This window comes from Burkholderia pseudomultivorans (assembly GCF_001718415.1).
Lineage (GTDB): Bacteria > Pseudomonadota > Gammaproteobacteria > Burkholderiales > Burkholderiaceae > Burkholderia > Burkholderia pseudomultivorans_A.
In genome coordinates this window covers 985,332-1,001,026 of the sequence record NZ_CP013377.1, presented here as the reverse complement: position 1 = coordinate 1,001,026, position 15,695 = coordinate 985,332, and the positions used below count along the sequence as shown (strand labels likewise).

Annotated in this window: 17 protein-coding genes; 8 read left to right on the top strand and 9 right to left on the bottom strand. The window is 67.3% G+C overall.

What is annotated here, in order from left to right:
* Positions 1 to 90: 90 nt before the first annotated feature.
* Complete coding sequence (locus tag WS57_RS04220) at positions 91 to 225, bottom strand: entericidin A/B family lipoprotein (RefSeq protein ID WP_009688930.1); 135 nt, start codon at positions 223 to 225, stop codon at positions 91 to 93.
* Positions 226 to 459: 234 nt separating this feature from the next.
* Here WS57_RS04220 and WS57_RS04215 point away from each other — a divergent pair, with 234 nt between their 5' ends.
* Positions 460 to 1,755: an aspartate carbamoyltransferase gene (locus tag WS57_RS04215; RefSeq protein WP_009688931.1), complete on the top strand. Its 1,296-nt coding sequence runs from the start codon at positions 460 to 462 to the stop codon at positions 1,753 to 1,755.
* Positions 1,756 to 1,854: 99 nt separating this feature from the next.
* Here the strand turns inward: WS57_RS04215 and WS57_RS04210 are convergent, their stop codons facing one another.
* Both WS57_RS04210 and WS57_RS04205 read right to left on the bottom strand, forming a co-directional pair.
* Positions 1,855 to 2,310, bottom strand: a complete 456-nt coding sequence (locus WS57_RS04210; RefSeq protein WP_009688932.1) for a type II toxin-antitoxin system VapC family toxin — start codon at positions 2,308 to 2,310, stop codon at positions 1,855 to 1,857.
* Complete coding sequence (locus WS57_RS04205) at positions 2,307 to 2,546, bottom strand: FitA-like ribbon-helix-helix domain-containing protein (RefSeq protein WP_012216644.1); 240 nt, start codon at positions 2,544 to 2,546, stop codon at positions 2,307 to 2,309. The genes WS57_RS04210 and WS57_RS04205 overlap by 4 nt, the downstream gene beginning before the upstream one ends.
* 302 nt (positions 2,547 to 2,848) lie before the next feature.
* Here WS57_RS04205 and WS57_RS04200 point away from each other — a divergent pair, with 302 nt between their 5' ends.
* From WS57_RS04200 to WS57_RS04170, 7 genes are all read left to right on the top strand, one after another.
* The gene (locus tag WS57_RS04200) at positions 2,849 to 5,095 is read left to right on the top strand and encodes a TonB-dependent receptor (RefSeq protein ID WP_009688934.1); all 2,247 of its coding nucleotides are present in this window, start codon (positions 2,849 to 2,851) and stop codon (positions 5,093 to 5,095) included.
* A 3-nt stretch (positions 5,096 to 5,098) separates the two neighbouring features.
* The gene (locus tag WS57_RS04195) at positions 5,099 to 5,854 is read left to right on the top strand and encodes a tetratricopeptide repeat protein (protein WP_059512521.1); all 756 of its coding nucleotides are present in this window, start codon (positions 5,099 to 5,101) and stop codon (positions 5,852 to 5,854) included.
* Positions 5,851 to 6,534, top strand: coding sequence for a Fe2+-dependent dioxygenase (locus tag WS57_RS04190; RefSeq protein WP_009688936.1), 684 nt, complete (start codon positions 5,851 to 5,853; stop codon positions 6,532 to 6,534). Before WS57_RS04195 ends, WS57_RS04190 begins: the two co-directional genes overlap by 4 nt.
* Before the next feature lie 156 nt (positions 6,535 to 6,690).
* Positions 6,691 to 6,930, top strand: coding sequence for a type II toxin-antitoxin system Phd/YefM family antitoxin (locus WS57_RS04185; RefSeq protein ID WP_040131292.1), 240 nt, complete (start codon positions 6,691 to 6,693; stop codon positions 6,928 to 6,930).
* Positions 6,927 to 7,322: a type II toxin-antitoxin system VapC family toxin gene (locus WS57_RS04180; protein ID WP_059512574.1), complete on the top strand. Its 396-nt coding sequence runs from the start codon at positions 6,927 to 6,929 to the stop codon at positions 7,320 to 7,322. Before WS57_RS04185 ends, WS57_RS04180 begins: the two co-directional genes overlap by 4 nt.
* A gap of 343 nt (positions 7,323 to 7,665) precedes the next feature.
* Positions 7,666 to 8,250, top strand: a complete 585-nt coding sequence (locus tag WS57_RS04175) for a nucleotidyltransferase family protein (protein WP_059479852.1) — start codon at positions 7,666 to 7,668, stop codon at positions 8,248 to 8,250.
* A 191-nt stretch (positions 8,251 to 8,441) separates the two neighbouring features.
* Positions 8,442 to 8,621 (top strand): hypothetical protein, encoded by a 180-nt coding sequence (locus WS57_RS04170; RefSeq protein WP_059479850.1) that lies wholly within the window; start codon positions 8,442 to 8,444, stop codon positions 8,619 to 8,621.
* A gap of 45 nt (positions 8,622 to 8,666) precedes the next feature.
* On the opposite strand, the gene WS57_RS04165 is transcribed toward WS57_RS04170, so the two are convergent.
* The 6 genes from WS57_RS04165 to WS57_RS04140 are packed head-to-tail and all read right to left on the bottom strand — an operon-like array spanning position 8,667 to position 15,683.
* Complete coding sequence (locus tag WS57_RS04165) at positions 8,667 to 9,437, bottom strand: SDR family oxidoreductase (protein WP_059512520.1); 771 nt, start codon at positions 9,435 to 9,437, stop codon at positions 8,667 to 8,669.
* The gene (locus WS57_RS04160; protein WP_069243786.1) at positions 9,434 to 10,981 is read right to left on the bottom strand and encodes an FGGY-family carbohydrate kinase; all 1,548 of its coding nucleotides are present in this window, start codon (positions 10,979 to 10,981) and stop codon (positions 9,434 to 9,436) included. The genes WS57_RS04165 and WS57_RS04160 overlap by 4 nt, the downstream gene beginning before the upstream one ends.
* Before the next feature lie 29 nt (positions 10,982 to 11,010).
* Positions 11,011 to 12,099 (bottom strand): alcohol dehydrogenase catalytic domain-containing protein, encoded by a 1,089-nt coding sequence (locus WS57_RS04155; protein WP_069243785.1) that lies wholly within the window; start codon positions 12,097 to 12,099, stop codon positions 11,011 to 11,013.
* Positions 12,100 to 12,152: 53 nt separating this feature from the next.
* Entirely contained in the window at positions 12,153 to 13,172 is a 1,020-nt protein-coding gene (locus tag WS57_RS04150; RefSeq protein WP_059512517.1) for an ABC transporter permease, read from the bottom strand.
* Entirely contained in the window at positions 13,159 to 14,814 is a 1,656-nt protein-coding gene (locus tag WS57_RS04145) for a sugar ABC transporter ATP-binding protein (protein WP_409070482.1), read from the bottom strand. The genes WS57_RS04150 and WS57_RS04145 overlap by 14 nt, the downstream gene beginning before the upstream one ends.
* Positions 14,733 to 15,683, bottom strand: coding sequence for a substrate-binding domain-containing protein (locus WS57_RS04140; RefSeq protein WP_059512515.1), 951 nt, complete (start codon positions 15,681 to 15,683; stop codon positions 14,733 to 14,735). The genes WS57_RS04145 and WS57_RS04140 overlap by 82 nt, the downstream gene beginning before the upstream one ends.
* Positions 15,684 to 15,695: the final 12 nt, after the last annotated feature.

Here is a 15,695-nt window from a genome sequence, read left to right as displayed (position 1 = left end):
TCGCACATCACGCCCGCCCCATGAAAAAAGCGCCGTGCCGCCCCGCCATCGCGGAACGGCACGGCGCTTTCGCATGCGAGCGCCGGCGGCTTACTTGGCCTTTTCAGCCGTATCGCTGATTGCCTGACCGCCCTTCGAGATATCCTGCCCCATGCCGGCCACCGTATTGCAACCGGCAAGCGCCGCGGTCACCACCAGCAGCATTGCAGCAATCGTACGCGTCATTCTCATTCTCCTTCGATTCAACGAACCCGACCGGGCGAATTATCTGCGGCATGGCGCCCTGCGACATGCAGGACACGGGGCCTGACCAGATTATACGGAGACAAGCGCCGCGCGCTAGTGCGACGCGCCCGGGTGTCACGCGGGCCACACAGTCAGACCACGCAGATTTTTCTTGACTTCAGCGTACCGCGAACTAATATACGCACCGCGTATATTCTTCATCAGGTGCCGCCGATGACCGTTCCCCAGCAAGCCTTCCTCCGCGACGCGATGCGCCGCCTCAACATGACGCGCGAAGCGTTCGCCAGCCGGATCGGCGTCAGCCGCCGTGCACTGGATACCTGGCTGCTGCCCGACGATTCGCAGGAGTCGCGCGGAATGCCCGAGATCGTCGAGCGCTTCGTTTCGGAGATCGTCGAGCGCTCGGCGCCGGAAGGCGGCGACTATACGCAACGCGTAGATAACCAGGGGCTCGCGAAGCAGTTCCTGTTCGAAGGCAAGCCGCAGCTGATTTCGGTCGACCAGTTCTCGCGCGAGTCGGTCGAGGCACTGTTCCGCGTCGCCGACGTGATGCAGCCGATCGCGCGCCGCCACAAGATTTCGCGCGTGCTGGAAGGCGCAGTGCTCGGCAACCTGTTCTTCGAGGCAAGCACGCGCACGCGCGTGTCATTCGGCGCGGCGTTCTGCCGGCTCGGCGGATCGGTCTGCGACACCACCGGCTTCACGTTCTCGTCGATGGCCAAGGGCGAATCGATCTACGACACGAGCCGCGTGATGGCCGGCTACGTCGATGCGCTGGTGATCCGCCACCCGGAAAAAGGCTCGGTCGCCGAGTTCGCGCGCGCGACCAATCTGCCCGTGATCAACGGCGGCGACGGCCCGGGCGAACATCCGAGCCAGGCGCTGCTCGATCTCTACACGATCCAGCGCGAGTTCTCGCGGCTCGGCAAGATCGTCGACGGCGCGCACATCGCACTCGTCGGCGACCTCAAGTACGGCCGCACCGTGCATTCGCTCGTCAAGCTGCTCGCGCTGTACCGCGGGCTCAAGTTCACGCTGGTGTCGCCGCCGACGCTCGAAATGCCGGCCTACATCATCGACCAGATCGCGACCAACGGGCACGTGATCGAGCAGACCAACGACCTGGCCGCCGGGCTGCGCGGCGCGGACGTCGTCTATGCGACGCGGATCCAGAAGGAGCGCTTCACCGACGAGTCGTTCGAAGGCTATACGCCCGATTTCCAGATCAACCAGGCGCTCGTCGACACAGTCTGCAAACCTGACACGCTGATCATGCATCCGCTGCCGCGCGACAGCCGGCCCGGCGCCAACGATCTGTCGACGGACCTGAACCGCGACCCGCGCCTCGCGATCTTCCGCCAGACCGACAACGGCATCCCGGTGCGGATGGCGATCTTCGCGGTGCTGCTCGGCGTCGAAAACCTCGTGCAGCATTCGATGCGCGACGCGACGTGGCGACCGCCGGCATACCTCGGGCCGGAGGATGCGGTGTTTCACGGGATCGACTGACATCGGGCGAATCGCCCGGCCGGGACGCGACTGCGTCGGGCCGGACATGCCGCGTCACCGCATCATGAACAGCGCGCCGGCCCACCCGGCGCGCTGTTTTCATTTCGACGCGATGCCCTGGCGCACTCGCGCGCCCTGCGACGCCCACGGATCGATCACGCGCAGGCCCGCGGCCTCGAACGGCGCGACGTCGCGCGTCGCGACGATCAGGCCGTTCGCCTCGGCCGTCGCGGCAATGTAGCCGTCGGCGGGCGCGATCGCGTTGCCGCCGGCACGGGCGTGCGCGCGAATGCGCGCATAGGCCTGGCTCGCGGCATCGTCGAACGGCAGGATGCGGCCGCGAAACACCGGCACGACACGATGCTCGATGCTTTGCTGCAGCCAGTCCCGCCGGCGTCCTTCCGGCAGCGCCGCGACACCGAAGCGCATTTCGGCGAGGCTGATCGCGGCCAGGAACAGCGTCTCGACGTTCTGCGCGTCGAGCCATTCGATCACGGCCGCGCTCGGCTCGCGCCGCAGCGGTTCGGAAATGACGTTCGTATCAACAAGGATCATTCGAAGCTCATCGGATCGGTTGGCGTCTTGTCACGCTGGATGTCGAGATCGACACCGCCTGCCTCCCGCCCGATTTCCGCCAGCAAGGTTCCCAGCTTCACGCGCCCTTCCGACAGCACGGCCTGCTCGAGGATGTCGCGCACTTCCGCCTCGGTACTGCGCCCATGCAGCGCCGCGCGGACCCGAAGGGCGCGATGCACTTCATCCGGCAAATTTCGAACGGTAATCACAGGCATGATGCACTCCATCACAATGCTTTCAATGCAGTCATCTTAGCACTTTGCTGTCGCACTGGACGGCACCACGTTCGGACACTCTAGCCCGCGCCGCCGTCCCATCCCAGTCGGCCGTTTGGCCGTCGCCCCTCGCCCGCGCTTGCTGCAGCTCACACCTTCCTTACAAACGATAACAAGAACGCTTCTCATTTAATAAAAAATTACATAGAATGCGCAGCTGAAAACAAATCGTAATAATTCCCGGCGGCATGCACCTTCTTGCAGCACCCGCGCCGGGGCCACACCGCGAGGTCGAGTGCATCATGAAGTCCCGTCCCGAAGAGCTGAAGCTCGGTAAATTCACCACCCTGTGCAGCGTGCTCGCCGCGAGCCCCGCGTTCGCGGACGGTGCGCCGCCGCCCGCCCCCGTCGACAGCGGCGACCATCTCGCGCCGATCGAGATCAAGGGCAAGACCGAGCACAGCTACAAGGCCGACTTCTCCGCTTCCGCGAAATTCACCGCGCCGCTCGTCGACACGCCGAAATCCGTCACCGTGATTCCGCAGGAACTGATCCAGAGCAGCGGCGCGTCGACGCTGACCGAAGCGCTGCGCACGGTGCCCGGCATCACGTTCGGCGCCGGCGAAGGCGGCAACCCGCTCGGCGACCGCCCGTTCATTCGCGGCTACGACGCGCAGGGCAGCATGTTCGTCGACGGGATGCGCGACACCGGCGCGACCACCCGCGAGATCTTCAACACGGAACGCGTCGAGATCACCAAGGGCTCCGACGGCGCATACGGCGGCCGCGGCGGCGCCGGCGGCAGCATCAACCTGATCACGAAGGCGCCGCACCTCGGCACCACGGCCGCCGCGAGCGCGGGCCTCGGCACCGACCGCTATCGCCGCTTCACCGCCGACGGCAACTGGCAGTTCGCCGATCACGCCGCGTTCCGCCTGAACCTGATGAGCCACAACAACGACGTCGCAGGCCGCGACGCGGTGAACAACGAGCGCTGGGGCGTCGCGCCGTCGATCGCGTTCGGTCTCGGCACGCCGACGCGCGTGACCGCGAGCTACTACCACCTGTCGACGGACGACCTGCCCGACGGCGGCATTCCGTACTTCTACACGACGTCGAACAAGCCCGCGAACGTCGACACGATCTATCCGGCGCCGGTCGACCGCCACAACTTCTACGGCCTGATCGACCGCGACTTCCGCAAGACCACGTCGGACATCAGCACGCTCAAGATCGAGCACGACATCACGCCGGGGCTGACGGTGCGCAACACGACGCGCTACACGGAGTCGTCGCAGGACTACATCTGGACGCAACCCGACGACAGCCAGGGCAACGTGATCAACGGCAAGGTCTGGCGCCGCAACAACAACCGCTACAGCACGATCAACAGCATCGCGAACCAGACCGAGCTGTTCGGCGAATTCCGCACGGGCCCGTTCAAGCACAGCTTCACGACGGGCATCGAGCTGTCGCGCGAATGGGGCAGGCGCGATACGTACAGCGTCGCGACGGGCACCGGCAAGATCTGCCAGAACGGCATCGGCGCGGCATCGGGCTACAACTGCACGAGCCTGTGGTCGCCGAACCCGGCCGATCCCTGGGCCGGCTCGATCTCGCGCAACAACGACTATGCGCACGCGCGCACCACGACGAAGTCGATCTACGGCTTCGACACGATCGAGCTGACGCCGCGCTGGCAGATCAATGCCGGCGTGCGCGTCGACGACTACTCGACCCGCTTCACCGACACCCAGGCCAACGGCGGCAAGACCTACACGCGCGACGACACGCTGTTCAACTGGCAGCTCGGCGCCGTGTTCAAGCCCGCGCAGAACGGCAGCATCTACGCGTCGTACGCGACGTCGTCGACGCCGGCCGGCATGCTGCTCGGCGAAGGCGACGAATCCGTCACCGCGCTGAAGCCCGGCCGCGGCGGCGTCGGTGCAAACGCCGACCAGATGTCGCCCGAAAAGAACCGCAGCATCGAACTGGGCACCAAGTGGAACGTGCTGAACGACAAGCTGTCGCTGACCGCCGCGCTGTTCCAGATCGACACGACGAATGCGCGCGTGACGCTGCCGAACAACCAGTACGCGATGGTCGGCAACAAGCGCGTGCAGGGCCTCGAACTCGGCGTCGCCGGGCAGATCACGAAGCAGTGGCAGGTATTCGGCGGTTATACGTACATGAAGAGCCAGTTGCGCGACAACGGCAAGGACACCGCGAACAACGGCCATCAGTTCCCGAACACGCCGAAGCACAGCTTCACGATGTGGACGAACTACGACGTGACGCCGAAGTTCACGCTCGGCGGCGGTGCGTTCTACATGTCGAAGGTGTACGGCGATACCGCGAACCTGCGCGCCGTGCCGTCGTACTGGCGCTTCGACGCGATGGCGCAGTACCGGATCAACAAGAAGCTCGACCTGCAGCTGAACGTGAACAACCTGTTCAATCGCACGTACTTCGATCAGGCGTATCCGGCACACTACGCGTCGATCGCGCCGGGCCGCTCGGCGTTCGTCACGCTGAACGCGCGCTACTGATCGATGGAGGCCGTGTCGCTGAAGGCGCTCGCGTCGGTGTCGCCGCGCGAGTTCGCCGACATCCTGGCCGGGCCGGCCGAGCGCGCCGCCGCGTGGGTCGCGGCGGCGGCCGACCACGGCATCGTCGAAGCGCAGGCCGTCTACGGGCAATACCTGCTCGACGGGCATGGCGTCGCGCGCGATCCGGCCGCCGCGTTCGGCTGGTTCCGGCATGCCGCGCAGGCCGGCCACCCGATGGCGATGAACATGCTCGGCCGCTGCTACGAGTTCGGCTGGGGCACCGCGATGTGCGCCCCGGTCGCCGTGTACTGGTATCGGCTCGCCGCGCAGGCCGGGCTCGACTGGGGCATGTACAACTATGCAACGGCGCTCGCGCTTGGCAACGGCATCGACGAGAACCGCGAGGAAGCGCTCGACTGGTTCCGGCGCGCCGCCGCGCTCGGCCACGCGAAATCGGTCAATCTGATCGGCGGCTTCTACGAAGACGGCTGGGTCGTGGACGCCGACGCCGAGGTCGCATTCGATCACTATCGCCGCGCCGCCGAGGCCGGCGATTTTCGTGGCCAGTTCAACTATGCGCGGCTGCTGGCCGAGCGCGCGCGCGTCGACGAAGCGCTCGCGTGGCTCGCGCGCGTGCCGGCGACCGCGACGCCCGCGTTCGTCGCGAAGATGCGCGCGTATCTCGCGTCGTCGCCGCTCGACGCGTTTCGCGAGATGGCGCTGCAACTGGCGCCGCACCGCATGGAGTCCGCCACATGATGCTGCATGTTCCCGGCGTGCTGACGCAGGCGCAGGTCGCGCAGTGCCGCGAGATGCTCGATGCCGCCGAATGGATCGACGGCAATGCGACCTCCGGCGTGCAGTCGGCGCTCGCGAAACGCAACCGCCAGTTGCCCGAAGGCTCGCCCGTCGCGCGCGCGGTCGGCGACGCGATCCAGGATGCGCTCGCGCGCCATCCGCTGTTCTTCTCCGCGGCGCTGCCGCTCAAGGTGTTTCCGCCGCTGTTCAACCGCTATGGCGGCGGCGAGGCATTCGGCACGCACGTCGACAACGCGATCCGGCTGCTGCGCGGCACGGATTTCCGCGTGCGCAGCGATCTGTCGGCGACGCTGTTTCTCGAAGACCCGGACGCTTACGACGGCGGCGAGCTGTGCGTGGAAGATACCTACGGCGTGCATCGCGCGAAGCTGCCGGCGGGCGACCTCGTGCTGTATCCGGCATCGAGCCTGCATCATGTGACGCCCGTGACGCGTGGCGAGCGCGTCGCGTCGTTCTTCTGGATCCAGAGCATGGTGCGCGACGACGGCGATCGCACGCTGCTGTTTCAGCTCGATACGCAGATTCAGGCGTTGACGGCGGAGAAAGGGGCGAAGGATCCGGTGGTGATTTCGTTGACGGGGATTTATCACAACCTGTTGAGGAAGTGGGCGGATGCGTGACGGGATCCGGTTCGGTCACGTCCCGTCGGGCGACACGTCCGCTCCGGGCCCCTCCACCCGGACTGCGCGCCGCATCCCGCCACGCCCCGCTGCGTTGCTTGCAATTCACCGGGCCCCACCCTAAAATGACCATCGTCAAATGACCATGCTCATATCATGATGCCACACGCGCCCGTTTCGAAATCCGAGTTCAAGGCTCGCGCACTCGAATACTTTCGGCTCGTCGAAGCGTCGGGCGAAAGCCTGATCGTCACCGATCACGGCAAGCCGACGCTCGAAATCCGGCCGTATCGCTCGAGCGAATCCCAGCCGTTGGATATATTGCGCGGCTCGGTCATGCGCTATGACAATCCCGTCGATCCGATTGCGGAAGATGATTGGGAGGCGTCGCGGTGATCGTGCTGGATACGCATGCATTGGTATGGTGGGTGGCGGGCGACCCTTCGCTCAGCAAGAAAGCGAGAAGTGTCATCGATCGCGCGCGCAGCGAGGGCACGCTGGCCGCATCCGCGATCTCGGCGTGGGAAATCGCGATGCTGGTGCGCAACGACCGGCTCGCCCTGACGATGGACGTCGACGCATGGCTCGCCACCGTCGCGCAGATCGACGGCATGCGCTTCGTTCCAGTCGATGCCGACATCGCCGCGAAATCCACCACGCTGCCCGGCACGTTCCACAAGGATCCGGCCGACCGCATGATCGTCGCGACGGCGCGGCGGCTCGGTGCGCCGCTCGTCACGCGCGACGAGAAAATCCGCGCATACGCGCACGTCAAGACGCTCTGGTAATCCAGGCACCTCCCTGCCGCAAAAACGGCGAGACGCCCTCTCCCCTGCTCCGGCATATCGGCGATTCGTCCGATCAAATCGATCGTCAACGGCCGGCCGCGCGCGACGGAGCTTCGCGAATTACCTGTCGGATTGATGGCACTGGTAGTTCGGCGACCGCTATTGAGCCGTGATGCGCGAGGAATCGCACGCCATTTACGGCCCCGTCGAGGAAAACCGTCTCGACGAAGACGCATCGTGACGAACTTTCCGACATGACGGGCGCGGTTCGGTAACATCCTCACTTGCCGATCCCCGCCCGCTCCCGCACAATCGCGGCACCAGCCTCACTCCCCCCGCGCCGATGTCCTATGCGTCACTCGCCACCGGCGTTCTCCTTGCCGGCGGCCTTGGTCAACGCTTCGACCCGAGCGGCCTGCACAGCAAGCTGCTCGCGCTGCTCCCCGACGGCACGCCGGTCGCGGTCGCGGCCGCCCGCCATCTGGCGGCCGCCACGGCCGACGTGATCGCCGTCGTGCGTCCCGGCGCCGAAAAGCTCGCGATCCTCCTGAACGAAGCCGGCTGCCAGGTCGTCTACGCGCCCGACGCAGTGCGCGGCATGGGCGCGAGCCTCGCGGCCGGCGTGCGCGCCACGCCCGACGCGAACGGCTGGCTCGTCGCGCTCGGCGACATGCCGTGGATCGCATCGTCCACCTACGAGGCGGTGACGCGCGCGCTCGAGACCGACGACGCGTCGATCGTCGCGCCCGCCTATCGCGGCAAACGCGGCCATCCGGTCGGCTTCGCCGCGCACCACTACGATGCATTGGCCGCGCTCGACGGCGATACGGGGGCGCGCGCGCTGTTCGCGAGCGCCCCGGTGCAACTGCTCGACGTCGACGATCCCGGCATCCTGCGCGACGTCGATACGCCGGCCGACTTGCGCTGAGCGCGCGGCCGCAGTGACACAACGGAACGCGCCGACGATCGCCGTCAGTCCCCGGCCAATCACGGCATGAGCACGGAACCCCTGCCCACGCATCCGGCTCGACAAGAATCTCGCTGCAAACGCGTGCCCGATTGCCTATAACGGAGACGAGGCGGCACTGCCGTGCCGCGCCACGCTCCCGCGAGCCCGCCATGACCGATCACACGACCCCGATGCCCGAGCCTCCGGCCGACCCGAACCGCGACCCGGAAGACGATCCGCTGTCGCCACCGTCCCCCGGTCATCATCACGACAACCCGCAGCAGCCGGACGGGCCGCCGAACAAGGATCCGGTCTGGCGGAACGCAGCGATCGCCGGCATGCGCCCCTGATTTCCCGGCGAACGCGGACTGCGCGTCAAAGCGGCAATCGCACCGCTATCGCGCCGTATATCCGCCATCGATCGGCAGCGACGCGCCGCTGATCATCGACGCCGCATCGCTCAGCAGGAACAGGATCGGCGCGACCACCTCGTCGGGCTCCGCGAATCGTCCCAGCGGAATCGACGCCAGCATCGGCGCGCGTTTCTCCGGCTCGCTCCACGCGAACTGCGCCATCGGCGTCAGCGTGACGGTCGGGTTCACGCTGTTCACGCGAATCCCGTGCGGCCCGAGTTCGATGCACAGCACGCGCGTAATCGCATCCATCGCGGCCTTCGACGCGCAGTAGCTCAGATGCGCGGGCAAGCCGACGAGCGCGGCCTGGCTCGAGACATTGACGATGCTGCCGCCTGCACGCTCACCGCCGCTGCGGCGACCACCACCGTCGCGCGCGATCATCTTCCGTGCGACCGATCGCGCGACCAGCGCCGCGCCGCGCGCATTCACGGCCATGACCCGATCGAAGCCTGCCGCGTCGATATCGAGCGCCGGCTCGAGCGACGCGACGCCCGCGCAATTGACGAGCCCGTCGAACGCCGCGTGTGCCGCGAGCGCCGCATCGATCGCCTGCTCGTCGCCGCCGACATCGACACGCAACGTGTCGCAGCCCGTCTCGTCGGCGAGCGCGGCGAGTGCAGCCGCGTCGCGCGCTGCCGCGACGACCCGTGCGCCCGCCTGCGCCAACGCGACCGCGCAGGCACGCCCGATCCCGCTCGATGCGCCCGTGACGAGCACGCGTGAACCGTCGAAATCGAATCGCGTCTTCATGATGGTGTCTGCAGCCCGTGCATGATCGGCCGGAGTGCCGGATACAACGACGTGTAGAGTTCGAAGCGCGCCGCATACAGGCCTGCGCGAGCGGGATCGGGGCGCGCGCGCTCGACGAGCGTGACCCAGCCGCCCTGCGCATCTTGCCTCGACACGAGCCCGGCCCCGACCGCCGCCAGCAGCGCAGCGCCCATCGCGGCTTCGACGTCCTCCTCGATCGTCCATACCGGAAAACCCGTCACGTCGGCGATGATCTGCATCCACAGCGCGGAGTGCGCGGCACCGCCGACGACGATCAACCGGTCGTCGAGCACGGCCGCGCCGCGGCGGCCGGCCTCGATGTTGTGTCGAAGCGCGAACGCGACGCCTTCGAGCACCGCGCGATACAGGTGCGCCCGCGTATGCGCGAGGCTCAGCCCGACGAACGCGCCGCTCGCCTTCGCATCCCACACCGGGCTGCGTTCGCCCATCAGATACGGCAGGAACAGCACGCCGTCCGCACCGGCCGGCACGCGCGCGGCGGCTTCTTCGAGCAGCACGTGCGGATCGCCGTGCGGCAACGCACGCGCCGCGTCGATCTCCGCGTGGCAAAACTGGTCGCGAAACCACGCGACCGATGCGCCGGCCGTGATCGCGCCGCCGAACACGTACAGGTCGCGCTGCCCGTCGAACACGTGCGGCATGCTGACGAGCCCGTGACGCGCATCGACGTGCTGGCTCACATAGCCCCAGCACATGCTGGTGCCGATCATCGCGACGTGCTGCCCGGCGCGCGTGGCGCCGGCCGCGAACGTCGCGACGGACGCATCGACGCCGCCCGCGACGACCGGCGTGCCGGCGACCAGCCCAAGCCGTTCGGTCCACTGCGACAGCAGCCCGCCGACGATCTCCGTCGAATCGACGAGCCGCTCCGGCATCATCGTCGCCGGAATGCCGAGCATGTCGAGCGCATCATCCGACCACTCGCGACGCGCGACGTCGTATACGCCGCCGAGGTTGCCGGCCGAGCTGTGATCGACCGCGACCTCGCCGGTCAGCAGGTAGATCACGTACGCGTTCGGCGGCAGGAAATAACGCACGTTCGCCCATGCCTCCGGGCGCTGTTCGCGCAGCCACAGCATCTTCGTGAAGCCGTAGTAGCTGTCCACGCCGTTGCCCGTGATCGCGCGCAGCCGCCCGACATTGACGTTCGCGTTCACCCAGTCGACTTCCGCGGTCGCGCGCCGGTCCATCCAGATCAGGCACGGGTGGATCGGCCGCATCTCGCTGTCGACCGGAATGCCCGAGCCGCCGTACAGGCTGCTCATGCACACCGCGCGGATCGCGTCGGCCGGTACGCCCTGCGCGCGCGCATCGTCCACGCAGCCCGCGATGCAGTCGAGCACCGCGTCGAACCACACCTGCGGCCATTGCTCGGCCCACAGCGGGCGCGGCGTATCGGGCCGATAGCCAGCCGAGCGCCGCGCAACGATCGTGCCGTGCCGGTCGACGAGCAGCGCCTTGGTGCTCTGCGTGCCGATGTCGACGCCAATGACGTATTCCATGATGTCTCCGGTGAGAGGCACGCCTGCCGTCAGCGGGCCGGCTTCAGCAGCACCTTGATCGATTCCGGCGATTTCGCGATGCGGATCGCGTCGTCCCAGTCCTCCAGCGCGAAACCGTGCGTGACGATGCCCTTCGACGTGACGAGCCCGCGCGCGAGCAGGTCGATCGCCACCGGATAACAGTAAGGGCCCAGATGCGCGCCGCGCACGTCGAGTTCCTTGCGATCGCCGATGATCGACCAGTCGGCGGTCGTGTCCTCGCCGAACACGCTGAATTCGACGAAGCGCCCGAGCTTGCGGATCAGGTCGAGCCCCTGGTTCACGCCGACCGGCGCGCCGGTCGTTTCGATGTAGACGTCGCAGCCGTAGCCGTCGGTGAGCGCGCGAACGATCTCGCGCGCATCGTCGTGCTTCGGGTTGATCGTCACGTCGGCGCCGTACTCGCGCGCGAGCGCGAGCCGCTCGTCGATCAGGTCGATCACGACGAGCTTCTTCGGCGTCTTCAGGTGCGCGACCTGCGTCATCATCAACCCGAGCGGGCCCGCGCCGGCGATCACGACGACGTCGTCGAGCTGGATATCGCCGCGATTCACGGTATGGATCGCACACGACAGCGGTTCGATGATTGCAGCATCCTCGAGCGATACGCCAAGCGGAATCTTGTGGACGATCGCGGTCGGCGGAATGCGCATGTATTCGGCCATCCCGCCGTCGGCCACCTCGCGCTGGAAGCCGAAGATGTTGTGCACCTCGCACATCCAGTACTGGCCGGACTTGCAGTAGCGGCACTTGCCGCACGGCACGATCTGCTCGGCGATCACGCGATCGCCGGGCGCGACGCCGAAGTGCTCGGCCGCGCCGTCGCCGAGCGCCTCGACGTAGCCGAAGAATTCGTGGCCGGGAATCACGGGTGCCTTCACCCACGGGTTCGGGCCGCCCCAGAACATCTTCGCGCCCGTATAGCACTTGCAGTCGCTTGCGCAGATTCCGCACGCGGCGATGCGGATCACGAGTTCGTTCGGGCCTGCGCGCGGCTTGTCGACCTGTTCGACGCGATAGTCCTCGGGGCCGTGGCAGACGACCGCGGTCATCCGCGGCTGGGCTTCGGGTGTCGTCATGAGTTGTCTCGTTCGTTGAAGATGGAAAATTCGGACTGCTTCGTGCCGGTCCGCTATCGCGCCCGCTCGCGGCTGATATAAATCGCGAGCAGGATGATTCCGCCCTTGATCACGTTCTGCACGTACGGATTCACGCCGATCATGTTCAGCCCGTTGTTGAGCACGCCGAGCAGCAGCGCACCGACCAGCGTGCCGAGAATCGCCCCGCGCCCGCCCGAGATCGACGTGCCGCCCATCACGACGGCCGCGATCGCGTCGAGCTCGAAACCGACGCCCGCGTTCGGCTGGCCGCTCATCAGCCGGCCGGTGAGCACGATCGCGGCAAGCGCCGACGTCACGCCGGCCAGCGTGTAGACGATCAGCTTCACGCGCGCGACGCGCACGCCGGTGAGGCGCGTCGCCTGCTCGTTGCCGCCGATCGCATAGACATAGCGGCCGAACGGCATGCGTTCGAGCAGCAGCCACGCGATCGCGTAGACCGCCAGCATGATCAGCACCGGCGCCTGGATGCCGAGCACCTTGCCGCTGCCGAAGAACGCGACCCAGTCGGGCAGCCCGTCGATCGGATAGCCGCCCGTATAGATCAGTGCGAGGCCGCGTGCGATGCCCATCGTCGCGAGCGTGACGATGATCGGCGGCATCCCCGCGAACGCGACGAACACGCCGTTCAGGAAGCCGAACCCGAAGCCGACCGCGATGCCGATCGCGAGCGCGGCGACCGCGTTGACGCCCGCGACCATCAGCCCGGCCGCGAGCGTGCCCGACAGCGCCATCACCGAGCCGACCGACAGGTCGATGCCGCCGGTCAGGATCACGCAGGTCATGCCGACCGCGATGATCGCGTTGATCGACACCTGGCGCAGCACGTTCTCCAGGTTCGCGGCCGACAGGAAGCCGGGGCTCGCGATCATCATCGCGATGCAGACGACGACGAGGCCGACGAGCGGATAGAACAGCGTCGAGCGCCGCAACTGCGTCCATATCGCGCGGGGCGGCGGCGCGTCGCCGTTGCCGGCGGCGGCCGCGAGCGTCGTGGAAGGCGTGGAAGAGGAAGGAGAATCAGGCAGTTTCATGGGTCGCTCCTCGCGTGCCGGCCGTGGCATAGGTCATGACCGTGTCGGGATCGATCTCGTCGCCGGCGAGCGTCGCCTCGATGCGCCCTTGCCGGAACACGGCGACGCGGTCGCACATGCCGACGATTTCCGGCAGCTCGGACGAGATCATGATGATGGCGTAGCCGCGCGCGGTGAGTTCGCGCATCAGCCCGTAGATTTCCGCTTTCGCGCCGACGTCGATGCCGCGCGTCGGCTCGTCGAAGATCAGCACGGTGGTGTGATGATTGAGCCAGCGCGCGATCACGACCTTCTGCTGATTGCCGCCGGACAGCGTCGCGACCTCGGTGTGGATCGACGGCGCCTTCACGCCGACGCGCCGCATCACGTCGTGCGTCGTGCGCGCCTCGCCGCGGCGGTCGATCAGCCAGCGCATCGACCGGTACTTGCCGAGGTTGTTCAGCGAGATGTTGTCGCGGATCGAGAACGACGTGACGAGCCCTTCCGTCTTGCGGCTTTCCGGCAGAATGCCGATACCCGCGCGCAGCGCGTCGGCGGGGTCCTTCAGCTTCGCCGCGATGCCGCGCACGCGCACGTCCTTGCGGTGCGCGCGCGTCGCGCCGATCACCGCGAGCGCGGTTTCGGTGCGGCCCGAGCCGACCAGCCCGGCGAAGCCGAGGATCTCGCCCGCATGCAGCGCAAAACGGTTCACGGGGCCGTCGCGTTCGATCTGCAGTTCCGCGACCTCCAGCACCGGCTGCGCGTCGGCCGCGCGTGCGGGCTTCGGCGGAAAGCTGCTCTCGATGCGCCGCCCGACCATCATCCGCACCAGCTGCTCGACGTCGGTGCGCGCGACGTCGGTGGTCGCGACGTACTGGCCGTCGCGCAGCACCGTGATGCGGTCGCACACCGCGAAGATTTCGTCGAGGTGGTGCGAGATGAAGATCATCGCGACACCCTGCCGCTTCAGCTCGCGCATGATCGCGAACAGGTGTTCGGCCTCGGCCGGCGTGAGCGTCGCGGTCGGCTCGTCGAGAATCAGCAGGCGCGCGTCGAGCGACAGCGCCTTGCCGATCTCGACGAACTGCTGCTGCGCGACCGACAGCGTGCCGATCGGCGCATCGAGATCGATCGACACGCCGAGCCGCGCGAACAGGCCGGCCGCCGTGCGGCGCATCCGCGCGCGGTCGCGCAGGCCCCAGCGTCCGCGCAGCTCGCGGCCGAGAAACAGGTTGTCGACCGCGTCGAGGTGCGGGATCAGGCTGAATTCCTGGAACACGATGCCGATGCCCGCCGCCACCGCGTCGTGATAGTTCGCGAAATGGCGCACGGCGCCGTCGATCTCGATCGTGCCGGCATCCGGCTGATGAATGCCGCAGAGGATCTTCATCAGCGTCGACTTGCCCGCGCCGTTCTCGCCGAGCAGCGCATGGATCTCGCCGCGCGCGATCTCCAGATCGATGTCCGACAGCGCCTTCACGCCCGGAAAGCTTTTCGTGATGTGGCTGAGCCTGAGTATCGTGTCCATCGGCTTCTCCGTGCAAAAGGCGCCGCCGCCCTTCGCGTCGCGTCGCACGTCGTTCACCAGCTGAAGCCCTTCGCGTTGCTGCGGTCGACGACCTTCACGTCGACCGGGATCGCCTTCGGCACCGTCGCGCCCCACTTGCGCGCAATCGCGATGCCGAGCGCGATGCGCACCTGGTCGGCGGGGAATTGCGCGGTCGTCTCGATGAACTTCGAATTCGGCTTCTGGATCGCGGCGATCGCCTCGGGCGCACCGTCGACGCTCGTCAGCTTGATGTCCTTGCCCGAGCCCTCGATCGCGGCGAGCGCGCCCATCGCGCCGCCGTCGTTGACGCTGAAGATGCCCTTCAGCTTCGGGTGCGCGGAGATCATGTTCTCGGTCACCGACAGTGCGGTCGCGCGCTCCTGCTTGCCGTTCTGCGTGTCGACGAGCTTCACGTTCGGGTATTTCGCGAGGCCGGCCTTGCAGCCGCGCACGCGCTCGAGAATCGGCACGACCGGGATGCCGTCGAGGATCGCGACTTCGCCGCTGCCGCCGATCGCCTTCGCAAGGTAGTCGCACGACATCACGCCCGCGTCGTAGTTCTTCGAGCCGACGAACGAATCGACCGGGCCGTTCGCGTTCGCGTCGACGGCCACGACCACCGCGCCCGCCTTCTTCGCCTGCGTGATCGCGGACTGGATGCCGGTCGAGTCGGTCGGGTTCACGAGCAGGATGTCGATCTTCTTCTGCAGCATGTCCTCGACGTCGCCGACCTGCTTGCTGACGTCGTGATGCGCGTCGGTGACGACGACCTGCGCACCGATCGACGCGGCCGCGTCGTTCAGCGCCTTCTGCATCGTCACGAAATAGGGGTTGTTGAGTTCCTGAAACGTCATGCCGATGCGCAGCGGCGCGGCCTGCGCGGCCGGTGCGGCGGCAAGCAGCAAGGCCGCGGCGGCGAGCGCGGTGCGGGTCGCAATCCGGGCAGCACGGCGGGGCGATGAGGCGGGCGATGCGTGTGTCATGACGGTGTCTCC

Coding starts and splice junctions, on each gene's coding strand:
- WS57_RS04220 (WP_009688930.1), bottom strand. CDS start 225: ATGACGCGTACGATTGCTGCAATGCTGCTGGTGGTGACCGCGGCGCTT.
- WS57_RS04215 (WP_009688931.1), top strand. CDS start 460: ATGACCGTTCCCCAGCAAGCCTTCCTCCGCGACGCGATGCGCCGCCTC.
- WS57_RS04210 (WP_009688932.1), bottom strand. CDS start 2,310: ATGATCCTTGTTGATACGAACGTCATTTCCGAACCGCTGCGGCGCGAG.
- WS57_RS04205 (WP_012216644.1), bottom strand. CDS start 2,546: ATGCCTGTGATTACCGTTCGAAATTTGCCGGATGAAGTGCATCGCGCC.
- WS57_RS04200 (WP_009688934.1), top strand. CDS start 2,849: ATGAAGTCCCGTCCCGAAGAGCTGAAGCTCGGTAAATTCACCACCCTG.
- WS57_RS04195 (WP_059512521.1), top strand. CDS start 5,099: ATGGAGGCCGTGTCGCTGAAGGCGCTCGCGTCGGTGTCGCCGCGCGAG.
- WS57_RS04190 (WP_009688936.1), top strand. CDS start 5,851: ATGATGCTGCATGTTCCCGGCGTGCTGACGCAGGCGCAGGTCGCGCAG.
- WS57_RS04185 (WP_040131292.1), top strand. CDS start 6,691: ATGATGCCACACGCGCCCGTTTCGAAATCCGAGTTCAAGGCTCGCGCA.
- WS57_RS04175 (WP_059479852.1), top strand. CDS start 7,666: ATGTCCTATGCGTCACTCGCCACCGGCGTTCTCCTTGCCGGCGGCCTT.
- WS57_RS04170 (WP_059479850.1), top strand. CDS start 8,442: ATGACCGATCACACGACCCCGATGCCCGAGCCTCCGGCCGACCCGAAC.
- WS57_RS04165 (WP_059512520.1), bottom strand. CDS start 9,437: ATGAAGACGCGATTCGATTTCGACGGTTCACGCGTGCTCGTCACGGGC.
- WS57_RS04160 (WP_069243786.1), bottom strand. CDS start 10,981: ATGGAATACGTCATTGGCGTCGACATCGGCACGCAGAGCACCAAGGCG.
- WS57_RS04155 (WP_069243785.1), bottom strand. CDS start 12,099: ATGACGACACCCGAAGCCCAGCCGCGGATGACCGCGGTCGTCTGCCAC.
- WS57_RS04150 (WP_059512517.1), bottom strand. CDS start 13,172: ATGAAACTGCCTGATTCTCCTTCCTCTTCCACGCCTTCCACGACGCTC.
- WS57_RS04140 (WP_059512515.1), bottom strand. CDS start 15,683: ATGACACACGCATCGCCCGCCTCATCGCCCCGCCGTGCTGCCCGGATT.